This window comes from Streptomyces sp. NPDC051172 (assembly GCF_040682555.1).
Lineage (GTDB): Bacteria > Actinomycetota > Actinomycetes > Streptomycetales > Streptomycetaceae > Streptomyces.
The window spans coordinates 23,608-40,066 of record NZ_JBFBBE010000042.1 but is presented as its reverse complement, the minus strand read 5'-3'; the positions used below and the strand labels follow the sequence as shown (position 1 = coordinate 40,066).

16 protein-coding genes and 1 pseudogene are annotated in these 16,459 nt (G+C 71.6%); 9 read left to right on the top strand and 8 right to left on the bottom strand.

The window, feature by feature from the left end:
* The first annotated feature begins 3 nt into the window (after window positions 1–3).
* The gene (locus tag AB0N07_RS24850) at window positions 4–876 is read left to right on the top strand and encodes an alpha/beta hydrolase (RefSeq protein WP_365838532.1); all 873 of its coding nucleotides are present in this window, start codon (window positions 4–6) and stop codon (window positions 874–876) included.
* Window positions 877–897: 21 nt separating this feature from the next.
* A complete protein-coding gene (locus AB0N07_RS24845; RefSeq protein WP_365838530.1) occupies window positions 898–1,854 on the top strand; it encodes a pyridoxamine 5'-phosphate oxidase family protein in 957 nt (318 codons plus the stop codon).
* 51 nt (window positions 1,855–1,905) lie between these two features.
* On the opposite strand, the gene AB0N07_RS24840 is transcribed toward AB0N07_RS24845, so the two are convergent.
* Window positions 1,906–2,718, bottom strand: coding sequence for an inositol monophosphatase (locus tag AB0N07_RS24840; RefSeq protein ID WP_365838528.1), 813 nt, complete (start codon window positions 2,716–2,718; stop codon window positions 1,906–1,908).
* A 99-nt stretch (window positions 2,719–2,817) separates the two neighbouring features.
* On the opposite strand from AB0N07_RS24840, the gene AB0N07_RS24835 reads away from it, so the two are divergent.
* From AB0N07_RS24835 to AB0N07_RS24820, 4 genes are all read left to right on the top strand, one after another.
* A complete protein-coding gene (locus AB0N07_RS24835; protein ID WP_365838526.1) occupies window positions 2,818–3,795 on the top strand; it encodes an AsnC family transcriptional regulator in 978 nt (325 codons plus the stop codon).
* A gap of 612 nt (window positions 3,796–4,407) precedes the next feature.
* A complete protein-coding gene (locus AB0N07_RS24830; protein ID WP_365838524.1) occupies window positions 4,408–7,167 on the top strand; it encodes a cation-transporting P-type ATPase in 2,760 nt (919 codons plus the stop codon).
* Window positions 7,164–7,823: a TrkA family potassium uptake protein gene (locus tag AB0N07_RS24825; protein WP_365838522.1), complete on the top strand. Its 660-nt coding sequence runs from the start codon at window positions 7,164–7,166 to the stop codon at window positions 7,821–7,823. The genes AB0N07_RS24830 and AB0N07_RS24825 overlap by 4 nt, the downstream gene beginning before the upstream one ends.
* Window positions 7,820–8,476, top strand: a complete 657-nt coding sequence (locus AB0N07_RS24820) for an NAD-binding protein (protein WP_365838520.1) — start codon at window positions 7,820–7,822, stop codon at window positions 8,474–8,476. The genes AB0N07_RS24825 and AB0N07_RS24820 overlap by 4 nt, the downstream gene beginning before the upstream one ends.
* Before the next feature lie 7 nt (window positions 8,477–8,483).
* Here the strand turns inward: AB0N07_RS24820 and AB0N07_RS24815 are convergent, their stop codons facing one another.
* Entirely contained in the window at window positions 8,484–8,936 is a 453-nt protein-coding gene (locus AB0N07_RS24815) for a universal stress protein (protein WP_365838517.1), read from the bottom strand.
* A gap of 241 nt (window positions 8,937–9,177) precedes the next feature.
* Here AB0N07_RS24815 and AB0N07_RS24810 point away from each other — a divergent pair, with 241 nt between their 5' ends.
* The gene (locus tag AB0N07_RS24810) at window positions 9,178–9,777 is read left to right on the top strand and encodes a hypothetical protein (RefSeq protein ID WP_365838515.1); all 600 of its coding nucleotides are present in this window, start codon (window positions 9,178–9,180) and stop codon (window positions 9,775–9,777) included.
* 81 nt (window positions 9,778–9,858) lie between these two features.
* On the opposite strand, the gene AB0N07_RS24805 is transcribed toward AB0N07_RS24810, so the two are convergent.
* From AB0N07_RS24805 to AB0N07_RS24790, 4 genes are all read right to left on the bottom strand, one after another.
* Window positions 9,859–11,430: an oleate hydratase gene (locus AB0N07_RS24805; RefSeq protein WP_365838513.1), complete on the bottom strand. Its 1,572-nt coding sequence runs from the start codon at window positions 11,428–11,430 to the stop codon at window positions 9,859–9,861.
* Between the two features lie 187 nt (window positions 11,431–11,617).
* Window positions 11,618–11,995, bottom strand: coding sequence for a hypothetical protein (locus AB0N07_RS24800; protein WP_365838511.1), 378 nt, complete (start codon window positions 11,993–11,995; stop codon window positions 11,618–11,620).
* Between the two features lie 1,124 nt (window positions 11,996–13,119).
* A complete protein-coding gene (locus AB0N07_RS24795; protein ID WP_365838509.1) occupies window positions 13,120–13,374 on the bottom strand; it encodes a hypothetical protein in 255 nt (84 codons plus the stop codon).
* A gap of 168 nt (window positions 13,375–13,542) precedes the next feature.
* The gene (locus tag AB0N07_RS24790) at window positions 13,543–13,944 is read right to left on the bottom strand and encodes a nitroreductase family deazaflavin-dependent oxidoreductase (protein ID WP_365838622.1); all 402 of its coding nucleotides are present in this window, start codon (window positions 13,942–13,944) and stop codon (window positions 13,543–13,545) included.
* Between AB0N07_RS24790 and AB0N07_RS24785 the strand changes: the two are divergent.
* Both AB0N07_RS24785 and AB0N07_RS24780 read left to right on the top strand, forming a co-directional pair.
* Window positions 13,904–14,324, top strand: a pseudogene (locus AB0N07_RS24785) (carbamate kinase); the annotation flags it as partial. The gene AB0N07_RS24790 and the pseudogene AB0N07_RS24785 sit on opposite strands and share 41 nt — an antisense overlap.
* Window positions 14,325–14,468: 144 nt before the next feature.
* The gene (locus AB0N07_RS24780; protein ID WP_365838620.1) at window positions 14,469–15,383 is read left to right on the top strand and encodes a universal stress protein; all 915 of its coding nucleotides are present in this window, start codon (window positions 14,469–14,471) and stop codon (window positions 15,381–15,383) included.
* 12 nt (window positions 15,384–15,395) lie between these two features.
* Here the strand turns inward: AB0N07_RS24780 and AB0N07_RS24775 are convergent, their stop codons facing one another.
* Together AB0N07_RS24775 and AB0N07_RS24770 are read right to left on the bottom strand one after the other, a co-directional pair.
* A complete protein-coding gene (locus AB0N07_RS24775) occupies window positions 15,396–15,695 on the bottom strand; it encodes a hypothetical protein (RefSeq protein WP_365838507.1) in 300 nt (99 codons plus the stop codon).
* Window positions 15,692–16,366 (bottom strand): DUF4389 domain-containing protein, encoded by a 675-nt coding sequence (locus AB0N07_RS24770; protein ID WP_365838505.1) that lies wholly within the window; start codon window positions 16,364–16,366, stop codon window positions 15,692–15,694. The genes AB0N07_RS24775 and AB0N07_RS24770 overlap by 4 nt, the downstream gene beginning before the upstream one ends.
* Window positions 16,367–16,459 lie beyond the last annotated feature (93 nt).

The following is a 16,459-nucleotide window of genomic DNA, read 5'->3' as shown; positions in this document are numbered from 1 at the left end:
AGTATGTTTGCCGCAGCTCCCCGCACCGTCCATCGCCACATCGATGTCGACAGCGTCCGCGTCTTCTACCGGGAGTCCCTCCCGGACCGGGCCGACGTGCCGGTGCTGCTGCTCCTGCACGGCTTCCCGTCCGGCTCTCACCAATTCCGCGGCCTCATCGACGCGCTCGGCTCGCGCTACCGGCTGATCGCCCCGGACTACCCCGGCTTCGGCCACACCCGGGCCCCGGACGACTTCACCTACTCCTTCGACCGGCTCACCGACATCACCGAAGGCTTCGTCCGGTGCCTCGGCCTCGACCGGTTCGTGATGTACGTCTTCGACTTCGGCGCGCCCATCGGCTTCCGTATCGCCGAACGCCACCCGGAGTGGATCGCGGGGCTGGTAGTGCAGAACGGCAATGCCTATGAGGAAGGGCTCTCCGACGCGGCTCGCCGCCTCATCGGCCTGACCCCCGACACCCCCGGCGCCGAGGACGCCATCCAGGGCATGCTCACCCTCGACGGCACCCGCAGCCAGTACGAGACCGGCGTCCCCGACCCCGACCTCATCGCCCCGGACGGCTACACCCTCGACCAGCACTTCCTCGACCTGCCCGGCCGCAAGGAGGCCCAGCAGGCACTGATCTTCGACTACCACACCAACGTCGAGCACTACGACCACTGGCACGCATGGCTGCGCCGCCACACCCCGCCCACCCTCATCACCTGGGGAAGCAACGACCCCTTCTTCCCCGAGCCCGGCGCCCGTGCCTACCTCCGCGACGTGCCCGACGCCGAACTCCACCTCTTCGACACCGGCCACTTCGCCCTGGAGACCCATCTGCCGGAAATCGCGCCACTGATCGCCGACTTTCTCGACCGTGCCTGGAAGTGATCGGGCTCGCGCAAAGGAGGATTGATTGATATCAGGAACGTCGAGCATGAGGGCGAGCAGGCGATCCAGCGGCAGGCGCGCGAAGGCGGGCCCGGATGGGGTTCTCCGATGTTCGGCCCCGAGATCCCCCACGGGTTCGTCCCGTTCGTCCGGGACCAGCGCATGCTCGTCATCGCCGGGGCCGACGACGAGGGCCAGATCTGGTCGACCGTCGTCGACGGGCCGACCGGTTTCGCCGAAGTGGTGGACGAACGGACCGTCGTCATCGACGCGTTGCCCGCGCCCGGTGATCCGCTCCGCGAGGCCTTCCACACCGAACGGGACATCGGTGTGCTCGCCCTCCAGTCGCAGACACGACGTCGGATCCGGATGAACGGAGTCGCCAGGCGCGACGGGAACCGCCTCGTCGTACGGACCGGGCAGGTACTGGGCAACTGCCCGAAGTACCTTCAGACACGCACCGTCAGGGAGATGGTACCCGGCGGCGCCGGACCGGCCGTGACCGGCGAAGAGCTCGGTGAAGACCAGCAGCGGTGGATCGAGGGCGCCGACACGTTCTTCGTCGCGAGCCTCTCGCCCGGGCATGGCGCCGACTCCTCGCACCGCGGCGGCATGCCGGGATTCGTCACGGTCGCCGGCCCGCGCACCGTCGTCTGGCCGGACTACACCGGCAATCAGTTCTATATGACGCTCGGCAACATGCATCTCAATCCGGCGACCGGTCTGCTCTTCCTGGACTGGGAAAACGGTCACACGTTGCAGCTGACCGGGCAGGGACGGATCGACTGGGACCCCGCCCGCGCCCAGAAGTACCCGGGGGCCCTGCGGGTGGTCGAGTTCGACATCGCCAAAGTGGTGCAGATCGACCATGCCAGCTCCCTGAGGTGGGAGTTTCACGCCTACTCGCGGGCCAATCCGCCCGCGCTCGCCGACGACGGGTCCACCGAACCGACCGCGTCCGCGCGCCGTCTGCCGTGACCTCGGTACGACCTGCGGCGCAGGGAGTGCCGCTTGCTGGTCCGCCGGGCCCTATCGAAGGCCGTGCACCGACGGACTGCTCCCGCGCAGAGTCTCCACCAGCCGCGTGTGCAGTCCCACCGGTGCGGTGAGGAAGCTGTCGGACCTCGCGGTCCAGGGACGGCCCTCGGCGTCCGTGACCAGGGCGCCCGCCTCCCGGGCCACCAGCGCGCCCGGCAGCAGATTGGCGGCGTCGCGACCGAACTGCCAGAAGGCGTCGAGGCGTCCGGCCGCCGTATCGGCGATCTGCCACGAGGTGGGACCCAGATTGCGTACGGCACCCACGTACGGCAGCACGGCGGCGAGCGACCGTCCGGCCTCCTTGGCGGCTTCGGGCTGCCGGGTGATGAACGGGGGATGGCTGGTCGCCACGATGGCGACGGCCGGGTCGGTCTTGGCCGACGGCGTGATCGGCCGCCCGTTGCGGGTGGCGCCTGCTCCGAGGGCAGCGAGGTAGGTCTCTCCCAGCAGCGGCGCGTGCAGGGCGGCCGCCACCGGCTCGCTGTCCTCGACCAGCGCCAGGCTCACGCAGAACTGCGGCAGGTCCTGCAGGAACTGCACCGCGCCGTCCACGACGTCGACGACCCACAGCTCGCCGTCGGGCAGCACGGCGAGGTCGTCCAGTTCGTCCGCCCAGGTGACCCCGGGACGCAGTGCCTCCAGATGGCGCCGCATCACGGCGGCCGTCGGCGCCTCCAACTCCCCGTAGCGCGCGGCCAGTTCGTCGAGGGAGGTGACAGGCGCCGGGCGTGGGGTGGCCAGCAGCAGCTCACCCACCTCCTGCGCGGCGACGGCCATGGGTGCGAGCAGGTTCTCGTAGGTCATCTTCGGCTCCAGTGCGTGAATCGGTCGACACGTCGATCCTCCGCCGCACCCGGCGCCACACGTCCCTCCAGGGAGTCTGCGTGAGCGATACTGCCACCTGTGGCCCACCAAACGGCAAATTCCGCACTCGACGAGCGCGATCAGCGGCTGGTCGCGGCGCTGCAGTGCGACGGACGCCTGACCGCCGAGCGGGCCGGTGAAGTCCTCGGAATGAGCCCGCGCACCGTGCACCGGCGCTGGCAGGCCCTGATGGGCGACGGGACCTGCAGGGTGATTGCCCCGCACGCCGGACGCGACTCGGTTGGCGCGCTGTTTCTGCGGATCCGCGTGCTCGGCGGCAAGCTCGACGCGATCACGGCGGCCCTGGCAGCCCGTTCCGATGTCCCGTTCATCGATGTGTCGGCGTCCGGCGACGAGATCCTCGCCGTCTCGTGGACGCTGCCGGGCACCAGGGACCACCTGGTGTTCCGGGATCTGCCCGCGACCCGGTCCGTGACCTCCGTGGCGGCGGACACCGTCCTGCATGTCTTCGCCGAGGCCTCCGACTGGCGGCACGCAGTCCTCAGCGGCGCCGAACGCACCGCGCTGACACCGCTGCTCCCGCCAGGAGCCGCCCCGGCGGGAATGCCGGACGACATCGACCGCGACATCCTCGCCGTGCTGGAGGAGGACGCCAGGACACCGGCCGCGGTCGTCGCCCAGCGCACCGGCCACCCGGACTCCACCGTCCGGCGCCGCATCGCCCGGCTCACCGAGAGCGGCCGACTCCTCACCCAGGTCGTGGTCGATCCGAGGCGGCTGGGACTCCTCATCGACGCCAACATCATGGTGCGCGTCGCCCCCGCCCGCCTCGACGCGGTGGGGCGCACCCTGGCGGAACACCCCGCCGTGCACGGCGCGTTCGCCACCACGGGCCCGTCCAACCTGCAGATCGCGATCTGGGTACGTGACCTGGAACACCTCTACCGGTTCCTCACCCAGGACCTCGGCAGTCTGGGAGTCGACGGCGCGGAGACCGTCATCGTCGGCCACGCGGTCAAACGCCCGGGGAAGGGGCCAGGCGGCCGGGCCGGGTGAGCCGGGTCGTGGCAACCAGCACGATGATGCGGTGACGGTCGAGGCGGAGAAGGGCTCGGTGCGGGCTCGTCGACCTCCACGTTCGCCGGCTGGTCCACGGCGAGGACGATGGCATCAGCGCCAGCCGAGGCCTGGATCCCCCGGCCGGCGGCATCAGGCCCGCTGCCCGTTGCGGCGGCATGTGCCCGAGCCCGTGAACGCCCCCAGGCCACGGGAGTTCATACGGCGGATGCACGCTTACCGGCCGAGGCCGACGAACCCGGCGCCCTCCTGCGGGTGCCGAACGGCTCTGGTACAGGGCCCGTACGGCCCCGCGCCCGCGCGGCCCGACGCGATGGATCCTCGGCGGATGAACGCTGCGAATGTGTCGCCGCGGGCACCGCACGCGATGCCCGATTCCGCGATTGCGGCCCGGAATGACGGACTCCACGATGAGGCCATGGCCTCTGAGCGCTCCGAGCACGGTGCCGATGTGCGGCTCCGCCGCGGGGCCACCACGTGCCGTCGACCGTCCCCGGCGTCATGGCCGGTCGCGCGCACACGGCGGACTTCACCGAGGCCGCTCGGCCACACCGGACCCCGCGACGCCGTCGCCCGGCACGTGGTCACGCCATGACGGTGAGCAGCCCTGCGGTACAGACCCTGGCCACCCGGGACGTCTTCGCCGCCTTGGACAGCTCACCCCGAGGGCTGGCACCCGTCGACGTGGCCCCGCGGCGGGAGCGCCACGGCCCCAACGAGCTGCCGCGCGCCCGGCACAGAGGCTGGTGGCGGGACCTCGCCCGCCAGTTCACGGATCTGTTCGCGGTGGTGCTCGTCGTCGCGTCCGCGATCACCTTTCTGGCCTACGGTCTTCAGCACCCCCGGGACGTGGGGACCCTCCAGCTTGCCGTCGCGATTCTCTGCGTGGTGCTGCTGAACGCGACCATCGGCTTCGTCCAGGAGTACTCCGCCGAGCGGACCGCCGAGTCGCTCCAGGCGATGGTGCCCCACACCTGCCGGGTGCTGCGCGCAGGGGAGCGGCAGGAACTGCCCGCGCGTGACCTGGTCCCCGGCGACGTCGTGGTCCTGGAGGCCGGTGACGCGGTCTCGGCCGACTGCCGTCTCGTGGAGGCACACGAACTCGCGGTGAACAACGCGGCGCTGACGGGGGAGAGCGATCCTGTCGGCCGTACCCGCCAGCCGGTGGCGGCCGGGCCGGTGCTCGAGGCCCGTAACTGCGTGTTCATGGGGACCGACGTCGTGGCGGGGTCCGCGAAGGCCGTGGTGTTCGCGACGGGTGCCGCGACCGAGTTCGGGCGCATCTTCCGGCTCGCGTCAGCAGCTCCGCGCCAGCAGACGCCCCTGCAGCGCCAAGTGGCCTCCATGGCCCGCAGGGTGGCGGGTACGGCCCTGGCGATCGGAGCACTCCTGTTCGCGGTGCGGCTGCCTGCCGGGCGGCCGCTCGTCGAGACCTTCGTCTTTGCCCTGGGCGTGATGGTGGCCCTGGTGCCCGAGGGCCTGCCCGCGACGCTGTCGGTGTCCCTGGCCATCGGCGTACGGCGCATGGCCCGTCGGCACGCCCTGGTCAAGAAGCTGCTGGCGGTGGAGGCTCTGGGCTCCACCACCGTGGTGTGCACGGACAAGACCGGCACCCTCACCCAGGCCGAGATGACCGTCGTCCAGGTGTGGGCGGGCGGTGTCCGTCATCCCGTCTCCGGCGTCGGGTACGCACCCGTCGGTGAGGTGACCGACCCACAGCCGGTGCGCGAGCTGCTCCGTACGGCGGCACTGTGCTGCGACGCCCGGATGGTCCCGCCCGCGGACCACGACGGCTGGCGCGTCCTCGGCGACACCACGGAGGGAGCCATCCTCGTCGCCGCCGCGAAGGCCGGCGTGGACCTGGCGGCCGAGGAGGCCTCGACGCCACGGGTGACGGAGTTCCCCTTCGACTCGACCCGCAAGCTGATGAGCACCGTGCACCGCGCCCCGCACGGCGGTCTCCGCGCCTGCGTCAAGGGTGCGCCGCAGGAACTGCTCGCCCGCTGCAGCGCCGTCGTATGGAAGGACGAGCGGCAGCCGCTGACCGAGGACCTCAGGACGGCGGTGATCAGCGCCAACGACGAACTGGCCGCCCAGGGCCTGCGGGTCCTGGCGGTGGCCTCGCGGTCCCTGCCCGACGGCCGCCCCACCCAGGACGAGACCGAGTCGGACCTTGCCCTGCTGGGCCTCGTCGGCATGCAGGATCCGCCCCGGCCCGAGGTCAGCGACGCCGTCGACGCCTGCCGGCACGCAGGCATCCGCATCGTCATGGTCACCGGCGATCACCCGCTGACCGCGGAAGCAGTCGCCCGCCGCGTCGGCATCGTCCGCCGGCCCGACCCCACCGTCGTCACCGGCACCCGGCTGGACACGCTCGACGACGAAGCTCTGGACACCCTGCTCGCCGGCTCGGGCGAACTGCTGCTGTGCCGGGTCAGCCCCGAGCACAAGATGCGGGTGGTCGCCGCCCTGCAGCAGCGCGGCGAGATCGTCGCCGTGACCGGAGACGGCGCCAACGACGCACCGGCCCTCAAACACGCGGACATCGGCGTCGCCATGGGGGCCTCCGGCACCGACGTCGCCAGGGAGGCCGCCGTCATGGTGCTGCTGGACGACTCCTTCGCCTCCATCACCACGGCGGTACGCCTGGGCCGCTCCGTCTACCAGAACATCCGCAAGTTCCTGATCTACCTCTTCAGCCACAACATCGCCGAGCTCACGCCCATCCTCGCCGCCACCTTCGCGGGATTCCCCCTGGTGCCGATCACCGCCGTACAGATCCTCGCGATCGACCTCGGCTCCGACGTCCTTCCCGCGCTGGCCCTGGGCGCCGAGCCACCGGAGCCGGACGTCATGGACCGGCCGCCGCGCTCCCGGCGCGAACGGCTGTTCTCCACCGCCGTGATGGGGCGGGTCCTCTTCCTCGGCGGCATCCAGTCCCTCGGCGTGTGCGCCGTGTTCTTCTGGCACATCCACGCCTCCGGCATCCCGTACGCCGACTTCACCAAGGACGACCCCGTCTACCGGGAGGCGATCACCATGGTCCAGGCCGGGATCGTGGTCAGCCAGTTCTTCAACGCGCTCGCCGTGCGCACCGACCGGCAGAGCGTGTTCCGGATCGGCCTGCTGTCCAATCCCTGGCTGCTGGCGGCCGGCTGCTTCGGCATCGCGCTGATGGCCGCCATCAGCTACGCGCCGCCCCTGCAGGCCCTGTTCCACACCGCCCCGCTCGCCGCCTCCGACTGGGCCGTTCTCGTCGGCTTCGGCGTGCTGCTGCTGGCGGCCGAGGAGGCCCGCAAGGGGTGGCTGCGACACCGTCGGCCTGTCGGCCGGAAGGAAGGAGTGCAATGAGGGTGATCATCGCGGGCTGCGGCCGGGTGGGATCCGCACTCGCCGTCCAGCTCGTCGCCGAAGGCCACGACGTGGAGCTCATCGACCGCAGCGCCAGGACCCGCAGACTGCTGCCGGCCGGCTTCCCGGCCCGGTTCCACGAAGGCAACGCCTACAGCCGGTCCGTGCTCGAGGCCGCCGGGATCGAGCACGCCGACGCGTTCGTGGCCGCCACCTCGGGCGACAACAGCAACATCGTCAGCGCACGCACCGCGAAGGAGACCTACCGGGTGCCCGTCGTCCTGGCTCGTATCTACGACCCGCGGCGCGCCGACATCTACCGCGACCTCGGGATCCCCACCATCGCCAGCGTGCGCTGGACGGTGCACCAGATCCACCAGATGCTGCTGCACCGCCACCTCACACCGGAGCTCACCTTCGGCAACGGGGAGACCCTGCTGGTCCGCTCCGAGCTGCCGTCCTACGTCCGCGGGCGCCGGCTGGCCGAGTTCGACGTGGACGGCGAGATCCGCGTCGTCGAGGTCACCCGCGCGGGCCGCTCGCTGGTGCCGGCCCACAGCACCCGTGCCGAGCCCGGCGACCTGGTCACCTTCGCCGTCGCGGCGACCGCGCTCGGCCGCCTGGGCGGCTTTCTGGACAAGGAGCTGGGGACATGAAGGCTCTCATCGTCGGTGCGGGACGCCTGGGCACCCAGATCGCCCAGGTGCTCGCCGCGGCCCGCAGCGACGTCACACTCGTCGACATCGACGAGGACCGCGTCGCCGAACTCGAGGGCCATCTGCCCGTACGTCTCGTGGCCGGGGACGCCTGCGAACCCTCGATCCTGGAGCACTCGGGCGTGCTGACGGCCGACCTCGTCATCGCGGCCACCGGCGACGACGAGGACAACCTCGTCATCAGCCTGCTCGCCAAGCGGCAGTTCGAGGTGCCCCGGGTCGCGGCACGCGTCAACGACACCGAGAACACCTGGCTGTTCGACCGGAACTGGGGCGTCGACACCGCAGTCCCCGCGGCCACTCCGCTGATCTCCCTCATCGAGGAGGCCACCGGCGCCACGGACACCGTCGCCCTGCTGCGGCTGAGCAAGGCGGGCGTCGACGTCATCGAAACCGCCCTCACACCGCAGTCCCGCGCCGCCGGACGCACACTCGCCGAGATCACCCTTCCCGCGGGCACGGTCGTCGCCACCGTCATCCGCGACGGCCAACCCACCGTCCCCACCCCCGGGATGCGGCTCGAGCCCGGCGACGAAATCCTGGTCGTCTCGCACGCCGCCACCGAACAGGAGATCCACGCCGCCTTCCAGTGAAGCGGTATCAGCGCGACGGATCGTCGGCCTGCCGCACCACGACGACCGGGCAGACCGCGTGCTGAGCGCAGCGCTGGCTGACCGACCCCAGCATCGCCCGGGTGAACCCGCCGCGCCCCCGGCGGCCCACCACCAGGAGGTCCGCCTCCTGCGAGGCCCGGATCAGCACCTCGGAGGGATCGCCCTCGACCAGGCGTTCCTGCAGGCCGGGCGGGCGTTCGTCCGGGAAGACGGCGTGCAGCTCCGCCGCGAAGCGCTCCCGCGCCTGCGCGAGGTCGAAGTCGGGGTCGATCGCAGGGCCGCTCCAGCCCACCTCCGACGGTGTCTCCCACGCATGGACAGCCTCCACCACACCGCCGAAGTTCTGCGCATACCGTGCCGCCCAGCGCAGTGCCGCGTACGAGGAGGGAGAGCCGTCCACGCCGACGACGACCCGGTGCGTCGGCTCAGCAGATTGCATGGTCACCTCACTCAGATCACGCAGATCACTCAGGGGCGCTCTCGCTACGTACACGCTGCCCGGCCCGGCGCCACCACGCCAGCCGGGAAGCACCTCGCGGGGCAGACGCCACGACGCGGGCCGGTCGGCCCAGCGGGCCTGCCTGGTCGGCCCCTGCCGCCCACCCGCCATGACGTGGGACGTTCCCAGTGGAGGACGTCGGTGAGGACATCGGCACGTACAACAAATGGGGTGTCGACCGATGACGAAGACACACCGTGCGAAGGCGAAGAGGGTCAGGTTCTGGCGGTGGCGGAGCAATCCCCTGCGGCGCCGCAGCGACCGGCTTGAAGCGTGGATCGTGCTCGCTGCATGGACACTCGCCCTGCTCGGCGGCCTGCTCGCGGCGCTGGCGACGCAAGGGGCGGTGCAGGACGACCTCGCCGCACGACGTGCGGACGTGCACTCCGTCTCGGCGGTGCTGACCGAGGACGCGCCACGGATCCCGCCCGTTTCGACGTCGGGGTACAGCGACGACAAGGTGTGGGCGAAGGTGCGCTGGGTCGCTGCCGACGGTTCGACGCACACCGGCACCACGAGGGTCGAGCCCGGCACCGCCGTCGGCACCCGGATCGCTGCCTGGACCGATCACACGGGCAGGCTGGTCCTCGAACCCGCGAGCCCGACCGAGGCCTGGCTGCAGACGGTTCTGTTCGGTGCCGGGGCCGCCATGGGAGCAGGGGCCGTGGTCCTGGCCGGCGAACGGCTGGCGCGCGGGCGGCTGGACCGGCGGCGCCTTGCGGAGTGGGACGCGCAGTGGGCGCAGGTCGGCCCGCAGTGGAGGAAGCGGATGCTCGGCTGACAGAGGCCGACCGGATCCCCGTCGGAGCCTGTCGGCCCGCGCGGCCGCGCGCACGATTTCCACCGGCCGAGTCGTGCCCGGTCACCTGCGGTGCATCGTCTCCAGAGCCGCAGCCAGGACACGGGGATCGTGGTGCCCCTTGTAGACCGCGGGAGGCTGCCGGTCGAGGTTCAGGAGCCGGGCCACCGCGGTCCAGGCGGTGCGCACCGAGTACTCGACGGTGAAGACGACGTCGTCGGGTACCTCCGCGAACTGTCCGATGAAGGCGAGGTTGACCGATCCCTCGGGCACCACATGGGGCCGGTCCTCGCGGCGGCGGACCAGGAACTGGCTGGTGATGTACGGCATCAGACAGGGCACCACGGTGGAGGTCTCCAGGGCCCGGGCCGCCGACGACTCGTCGAAGCGCAGATGGTGCAGCACCTCCTCGAGGATCTCCCGGCCGGAGCACATCGTCATCGGTTTGGGCGTGTGGTTGCCCGCGCGGCCGGGGAACAGACCGTAGCCCCACCACACGGAGACGCCCTCGGGCTGGTCGCGGTAGACCGGCTGGCGGTTGGCGACGATCGTCAGCAGCCAGTTGGAGTCGGTGAAGGTCATCAGCCCGCCCCTGCCGGTCCCACGGCCCGCGAACTCGGCGAGCGCGTCCAGGAAGACGGGATCCTTGGCGGTGACCGTGAACGACTCCCAGCGGGACTCCTTGACATGCTTGTCGAAGACCGCCGGGTTGCCGAACTCCTCGCGCCCGCGGGCGATGCGGTGCCACAGCAGCCACGCCTGCGAGCGGTGGCCGGGCGGGGGCGGCGCCGTGGTGTGCGAACCGAGACTCGAGGCGTCCGTCATCGAGCCGTTGGTGACCAGGACCAGATCCTCGGGAGCCACGGCGATCTTCTCGTCGCGGCCGCCCCGGGAGACACGGAGGGTCTCGACCGTGGTGCCGTCCTGCGCCGGCGCGAACCCGAGGTCGGTGACCCGGCTCCCGGTGTGCACGGTGACGCCGCGCTCGTGCAGCCAGGCGGTGAGAGGACGCACGATCGAGTCGTACTGGTTGTAGCGGGTCCGGTGGATGCCCGACATCGACGCGAACTCCGGGAAGAGATGGATGAACCGCCTCAGGTAGCGGCGGAACTCGATCGCGCTGTGCCAGGGCTGGAAGGCGAAGGTGGTGCACCACATGAACCAGAAGTTCGTCTTGAAGAAGTGCTCACCGAAGCAGTCCGTGATGCGTTTGCCGTCCAGGTGCCCCTCCGGGCTCGCCAGGCACCGGACCAGTTCCAGCCGGTCGCGCTCGGAGAATCCCATCGAGGCGGCGTCGACGATCTTTCCGTCTCCGTCGACGAGACGTGCCACGTCGTCCCAGGCGAACTCCTCGTGCCCCGCCAGGATCTCCTCGGTCACTGACACCGCGGAATCGTCGAGCGTGGGGATCGCGGACAGCAGGTCGTAGGTGCAGCGGAACTCGGCCTCGAACATCCGTCCGCCGCGCATGCTGTAGCCGGCGTCCACACTGCCGCCCGCGTCCAGGCTGCCCCCGACGGTGTGCTGTTCCTCGAAGAGATGGATGTCCGCCCCGTCGAATCCGCCGTCACGGACCAGGAACGTGGCCGCGGCGAGCGCCGCGATCCCGCTGCCCACCAGGTACGCCTTCGCCATCACACAACTCCTCGTTCTCGCCCGCCGATCGGGGAACCACGGCACCCACGTTTTCGTGCGCCCGGGCGCCTGGGCAGTGGGCCGTTGGTCACCTGTGCGGGCCGGGTGGCCCGCGTCCCGGCGAGGCAGCACACGACGGCGGCCCGATCCGTGGACCGTCACCGACCGGGCCGTTCCCACTGAGGCCTTACGCCGACTGCTGACCGCCGCCGCGCCACGGCGGCGCCTCGGTCCGGTGGCCGTCCTCCCAGGCGTGGGCGGCCTTGTCGGTCTGGCGCCGCAGGCGGTCCTGGAGCAGGTCCACGACCTCCCGGCCGGTGGAGTGCTCGGCGAGGACCACCACCTGCCGGCCGCCGACGTACAGGTCTGCCGTGGCCAGCCAGGGGCGGTCGGCATGGCGGACGGCCGCCCGCACGATCCGTACCTCACCGGTGATCGAGGGCAGGCCGGAACGGCCGACGACGGCGTCGATCTTCGTACGGGCGTAGGCGAGGGTCTCCTGGTCCACCGGGCCGTCGAAACGCAGCCGCACCGCGGGTGCGGCCTGGGAGCTGTCGCGCGTCATCGTGGATCCTTTCCTGGAAGGTGCAGGTGGTTCAGGCCGTGCTGTCGGCCAGCCACAGGCCTGGGCCTAAAACCTCGTACCGGATGTGTCGGTGCCGGAATCCCGGCACCGTGCAGCTGGGCGCGGACGTGGTGCATGAAGGGCAGCGGGCCGCACAGGAACACTGCGGCGCCGTCGGGCTCCTCGGCGCCGGGACGCTCGTACCAGAAGAGCGCACGGGCGTGCGGCAGTTCCCGACGAGCTCGCGGGTCTCGGCGCGCAGGGCGTGGTCGGCGGGGACAGGTCGGCGTGCAGGAGCAGCACCCGGCGGGTGGAGTCGCCCGCTTCGAGATGGTCAAGGATGCTCGTCATGGGGGTGCAGCCGATGCCCGCCGAGACCAGCACCAGCGGGTCGGTGCCGGCGGCCGGGCCGTCGAGGAACACGTCCCCGAAGGGTCGAGCAGTTCCGCCCGGTCCCGGAACATCGCCCCGCAGCAGAGTGCGTCGTGATCTCGTCGAGCGCTCCGGCCGCGGCGGGCAGGGTGGCACCTGCCACGGCGGCGGATTCTGCGGACAGCATGGAGCCTCCCGGGCGGGGGAACGGGGCGCGAGGACCGTCGCGTCGAATGCGCGGCGACCTTCTGTTCAGCAGTCGTCCTCCCTAGTTTCGGTGCCGTTTCGGGGCGCTGGAGGGAAGAGGCGCCACACGGCCCATGGGTTGGGGAACTCGGGTCCCATGGCCCGCCCGGACCGTGGGGCCGCACGGCGCCACGGACCTGTCTCTTCGGCTCTGTCCACCGCCGGGCCGGGGGACGTGCCCGCGCGGCTGCGCGGGCACGCGGCCGACGACCCACGTGCGGCCACGACCCCTCGCAGGGCCGTCCCCCTGGCGCGAACGCCGTTTCCGGCAGGGGACGGGGGAACCCCTTCGGATGCCGTGCCCGGCGTCCGCGCCCAACTCAATGATCACTCCGTGACCCCGGGTGGGAGAGGGGCGAGCGGACCTGTCTGAGGGACGTTCGGGTCCTTGCCACGCAGGGGTGGCTCGGTACGTACGGAAGGCCGGAGGCGACTGCTCCCTGGCGAGGAGCAGCGACAGGTCCGGTGTCGTACGAAAGGCCGGCCTTTGCCGCGGCCTCCCGGAGTCAGCCGTGGTGCCCCGCCCGGGGGCGTCGCCCGTCCGCGATGGACCGCATCCGCTCCCGGTATGCGGCCGCGTCGATCCGGCCGTGCAGCCGCTGCTCCACCAACTGCCGCTCGGCCGCCTCGAGCGCGGCGCGACCGCGCCGTGGCCGGGGCCACATCGGACGACGGGCTCCGGGCGACGTCAGCAGACCTCCCGTGTCGTACAACGCGCCCGCGAGAACCAAGAGTTGGAGCACGGCAGCTGCGGTGATCATGGCATCGGTCCCGAGTGGACGGTTCCCGCCGGGACGGGCGGTCACCGCCAGCGTTGCCCGCGCAGCCGGGCAGGGGGAGGGGCCGTCCGGGGCACCCCAGGGGCCTTGCGGCCGCGGTGGCCGGAGAGCGGCGTTGTGCTAGGCGTTCCGCAGGCGGAGCCGCTCATGTCACAGCTCCGTGCCCCTTGAGCGGAGTGCTGCCGAGGACGGGCAACTCGACGCACTCGGCGGTGCGGACGACATTCCTGAGCACGGTGCCGAACAGCCGGGGCATGCCGCGGATGCCCTCCTCGACCGGGACGATCCTCGGGGGGCCAGTTCGAGCCGCTCGCCGCGCAGTCGCATCCGGCACTGCCCGGCGGCCCGGATGTTCTTCGACCAGTCGGAATCCCGCCCGAAGTTGATGCCGATCACGACCGTGGCGTCCGTGCGGAGGGCCCGCAGCGGCGTGTGGCGCACCGTGCCGGAGACGTGGCCGATGTGTACGAGATCGGCGAAGGCGAGATGACCCGCGAGGCGGAGCGTCAGCGAGGTGGCCCGGTCGCTCGCCCGGAAGTACGGCCGGCACATCGCCCAGGACACCACCGGGTGGCGGCGCGTCGTCGCCTCCCCGGCGCCCGAGCGCATCGTGGAGACCGACACCATCCACCAACTCCTCAGCAACGGCACGCTGGTGATCTGTGCCGGCGGCGGAGGCGTCCCCGTCACCGCCGACCGGACAACGCTGCCCTCAGCGGCGTCGAGGCCGTCGTCGACAAGGACCTGACGGCCGCCCTGCTCGCCGAGGACCTCAAGTCCGACGTGCCCGACGCCACCCCGCCGAGCTGCGCCGGGCCGGTCTTTCCGTCGGCTCGATGGGACCCAAGGCCGAGGCGGCCGCCCGGTTCGTGGAACGCACCGGCGCCCTGGACGCGGCCTACGAGATCGTGCACGGCCGCTCCGGCACGCTGTGCGGCCCGCCCTGCCCGCAGCCTGAGAAGCGTTGGGCATCCGCTGTGCGTGGGCCGACCGGTCCTCGGCGGGGACTTGAGGCCCCTCCTGCGTCGCCCGCGCCGCCCGGAAACTGGCAGAGCAACCCCGAAGGAGGTCCGCACATGTCCACCATCACCGTCGGCCTCGACGGCTCACCGCAGAGTCTCGCCGCCGCCGACTGGGCCGCCCGCGAGGCAGTACAACGCGGGGCGGCGCTGTGCCTGCTGCACGCCCGGGAACCGCAGTCCCACCTGATCCCGGCCCTCGCCGGAGTCCCCGCCCCGGGCGCGGTCGATGCGCAGCATGCGTGGGCCAAGACCCTGCTGCACGATGCGCGGTCCCGGCTCGCGCACCGCCACCCCGGTCTGGACATCGGCGTACAGCAGACCGGGGGGCAGCCGGTCGCGGCCCTCCTGGCCGCCGCGGAGGAGGCTGACCTGCTGGTCCTCGGATCCCGGGGTCTCGGAACGGTCGCCGGGTTCCTGGTCGGCTCCGTCTCCCTCGCCGTGGTGGCCCGTGCCGCGCGGCCCGTCGTTCTCGTCCGGGCCGGCGAGCGTGCCCAGGACGAGCATCTGCCCGACGCCTCGGGCGGCGCGTCCACCACCACTCCGTATCGCGATGTGCTGCTCGGGCTGGACCTGGACGACCCCGGCGACGCGCTCATCGGCTTCGCGTTCGACGCGGCCCTGCGCCGCGCAAGCGGCCTGCAGATCATCCACGGCTGGAGCCTGCCGACCTCCTACGGCTACGGCAGCGCCATGGACGTAGGGGTGAACGAGGAACTGGCCGAGCAGGTGCGGCACGCACTGACCGACACCCTGCGGCCGTGGCAGGACAAGTTCCCCGGCGTCGAGGTGCATGCGCAGGCCGTGATCGGCAGCGCAGGCCGTCATCTCGCACACGCCTCACGCGATGCGGGCCTGGTCGTCGTGGGCCGCAGCGAACGCCACACTTCGATCGGCGGTCACATAGGTTCCGTGGCCCACGCAGTGCTGCAGCATGCCGCCGCACCGGTCGCGGTGGTGCCGCACGACTGATCTCCCAGGTCGTCAACAGACGGAGGCGGGCCACGAACTGGCCACAGCGGTGATCACGCCCACGTCCAGCAGCACACCGACGCTCAGCCACGGGTCGAACCAGACCGCCTTGAGCACCAGCCCGCTCGATGCGGCGACAAGGCCGGCCGTGGGCCACCAGCCGGCGCCCGGGCGGACCCCCACGGCCGCCGGCACCCACGAGTGCCCGGGTGTGAACGGGGCCGCCGTGCCGGGCTGTTGCGGCGCCGTCCACACGCCGGGGTGCAACAGCCCGTGCACGATCAGGAACGCCGCCACCAGCAGGGGGGTCACGACACGTCGTCGGGCGCGAAGGGTTCGCGGGGCTCGGTGCCGCCCATGTCGAGCCGGAAGGGCGGGTAGGTGTCCGTCATCAGAGCGGCGTAGGCGGCCACCCGAAGCACCCACCGGTTGAGCCCGAGGATCAGGTCGAACAGGGCCCGCGGGTACTTCTCGGTGAAGGCCAGCGTGACGGCGGCGATCAGCGCCAGCACGGCCACCAGCCCGCCGTCCCACCAGCCGAGATGCCACCCGCCGAGGAAGAACCCGATGACGATGTAGTGCGGGATGGCCAGCAGCCACCACTTCACCAGGACCAGCCCCCGGGAGAGCCGCTCGGGGTAGGCGATGTCCAGCCGCGCGGGGTAGTCGGGCTCCTCGCCCAGGCTGAACGGCGGGTACCGGTCGGTGGCCAGGGCGCCGTACGAGTAGTACGCCACCCGCCAACTCCAGCGCAGTACACCGAGGTTGAAGTCGAACAACGGGCGCGGATAGCGCTCGGTGAACAGGATGCCGAAGAACGCGACCACGCTCACCAGGGTGAAGGCGATCCAGAGGAAGAACAGCACCACGTAGTGCGGAATCACCAGGATCCACTTCACCAGCCACAGCCAACGGGACAGGGGCACGTCGAGCACCGCGTTCACCCGCACAGGACGGTCAGGTGTTCCCGCCAGGGTCGTCATGGCGATCAGCTCCTTCGGCCCGTGGCGCCGCCGCGGCGACCTGGGCCCAAGTCCAGCGTGGGCGCCGAAGCCCGGCCCGGGCGAGGGCCGTTG

Coding starts and splice junctions, on each gene's coding strand:
- AB0N07_RS24850 (WP_365838532.1), top strand. CDS start 4: ATGTTTGCCGCAGCTCCCCGCACCGTCCATCGCCACATCGATGTCGAC.
- AB0N07_RS24825 (WP_365838522.1), top strand. CDS start 7,164: ATGAGGGTGATCATCGCGGGCTGCGGCCGGGTGGGATCCGCACTCGCC.
- AB0N07_RS24795 (WP_365838509.1), bottom strand. CDS start 13,374: ATGATCACCGCAGCTGCCGTGCTCCAACTCTTGGTTCTCGCGGGCGCG.
- AB0N07_RS24820 (WP_365838520.1), top strand. CDS start 7,820: ATGAAGGCTCTCATCGTCGGTGCGGGACGCCTGGGCACCCAGATCGCC.
- AB0N07_RS24810 (WP_365838515.1), top strand. CDS start 9,178: ATGACGAAGACACACCGTGCGAAGGCGAAGAGGGTCAGGTTCTGGCGG.
- AB0N07_RS24815 (WP_365838517.1), bottom strand. CDS start 8,936: ATGCAATCTGCTGAGCCGACGCACCGGGTCGTCGTCGGCGTGGACGGC.
- AB0N07_RS24840 (WP_365838528.1), bottom strand. CDS start 2,718: ATGACCTACGAGAACCTGCTCGCACCCATGGCCGTCGCCGCGCAGGAG.
- AB0N07_RS24800 (WP_365838511.1), bottom strand. CDS start 11,995: ATGACGCGCGACAGCTCCCAGGCCGCACCCGCGGTGCGGCTGCGTTTC.
- AB0N07_RS24830 (WP_365838524.1), top strand. CDS start 4,408: ATGACGGTGAGCAGCCCTGCGGTACAGACCCTGGCCACCCGGGACGTC.
- AB0N07_RS24790 (WP_365838622.1), bottom strand. CDS start 13,944: ATGTGCCGGCCGTACTTCCGGGCGAGCGACCGGGCCACCTCGCTGACG.
- AB0N07_RS24780 (WP_365838620.1), top strand. CDS start 14,469: ATGTCCACCATCACCGTCGGCCTCGACGGCTCACCGCAGAGTCTCGCC.
- AB0N07_RS24805 (WP_365838513.1), bottom strand. CDS start 11,430: ATGGCGAAGGCGTACCTGGTGGGCAGCGGGATCGCGGCGCTCGCCGCG.
- AB0N07_RS24770 (WP_365838505.1), bottom strand. CDS start 16,366: ATGACGACCCTGGCGGGAACACCTGACCGTCCTGTGCGGGTGAACGCG.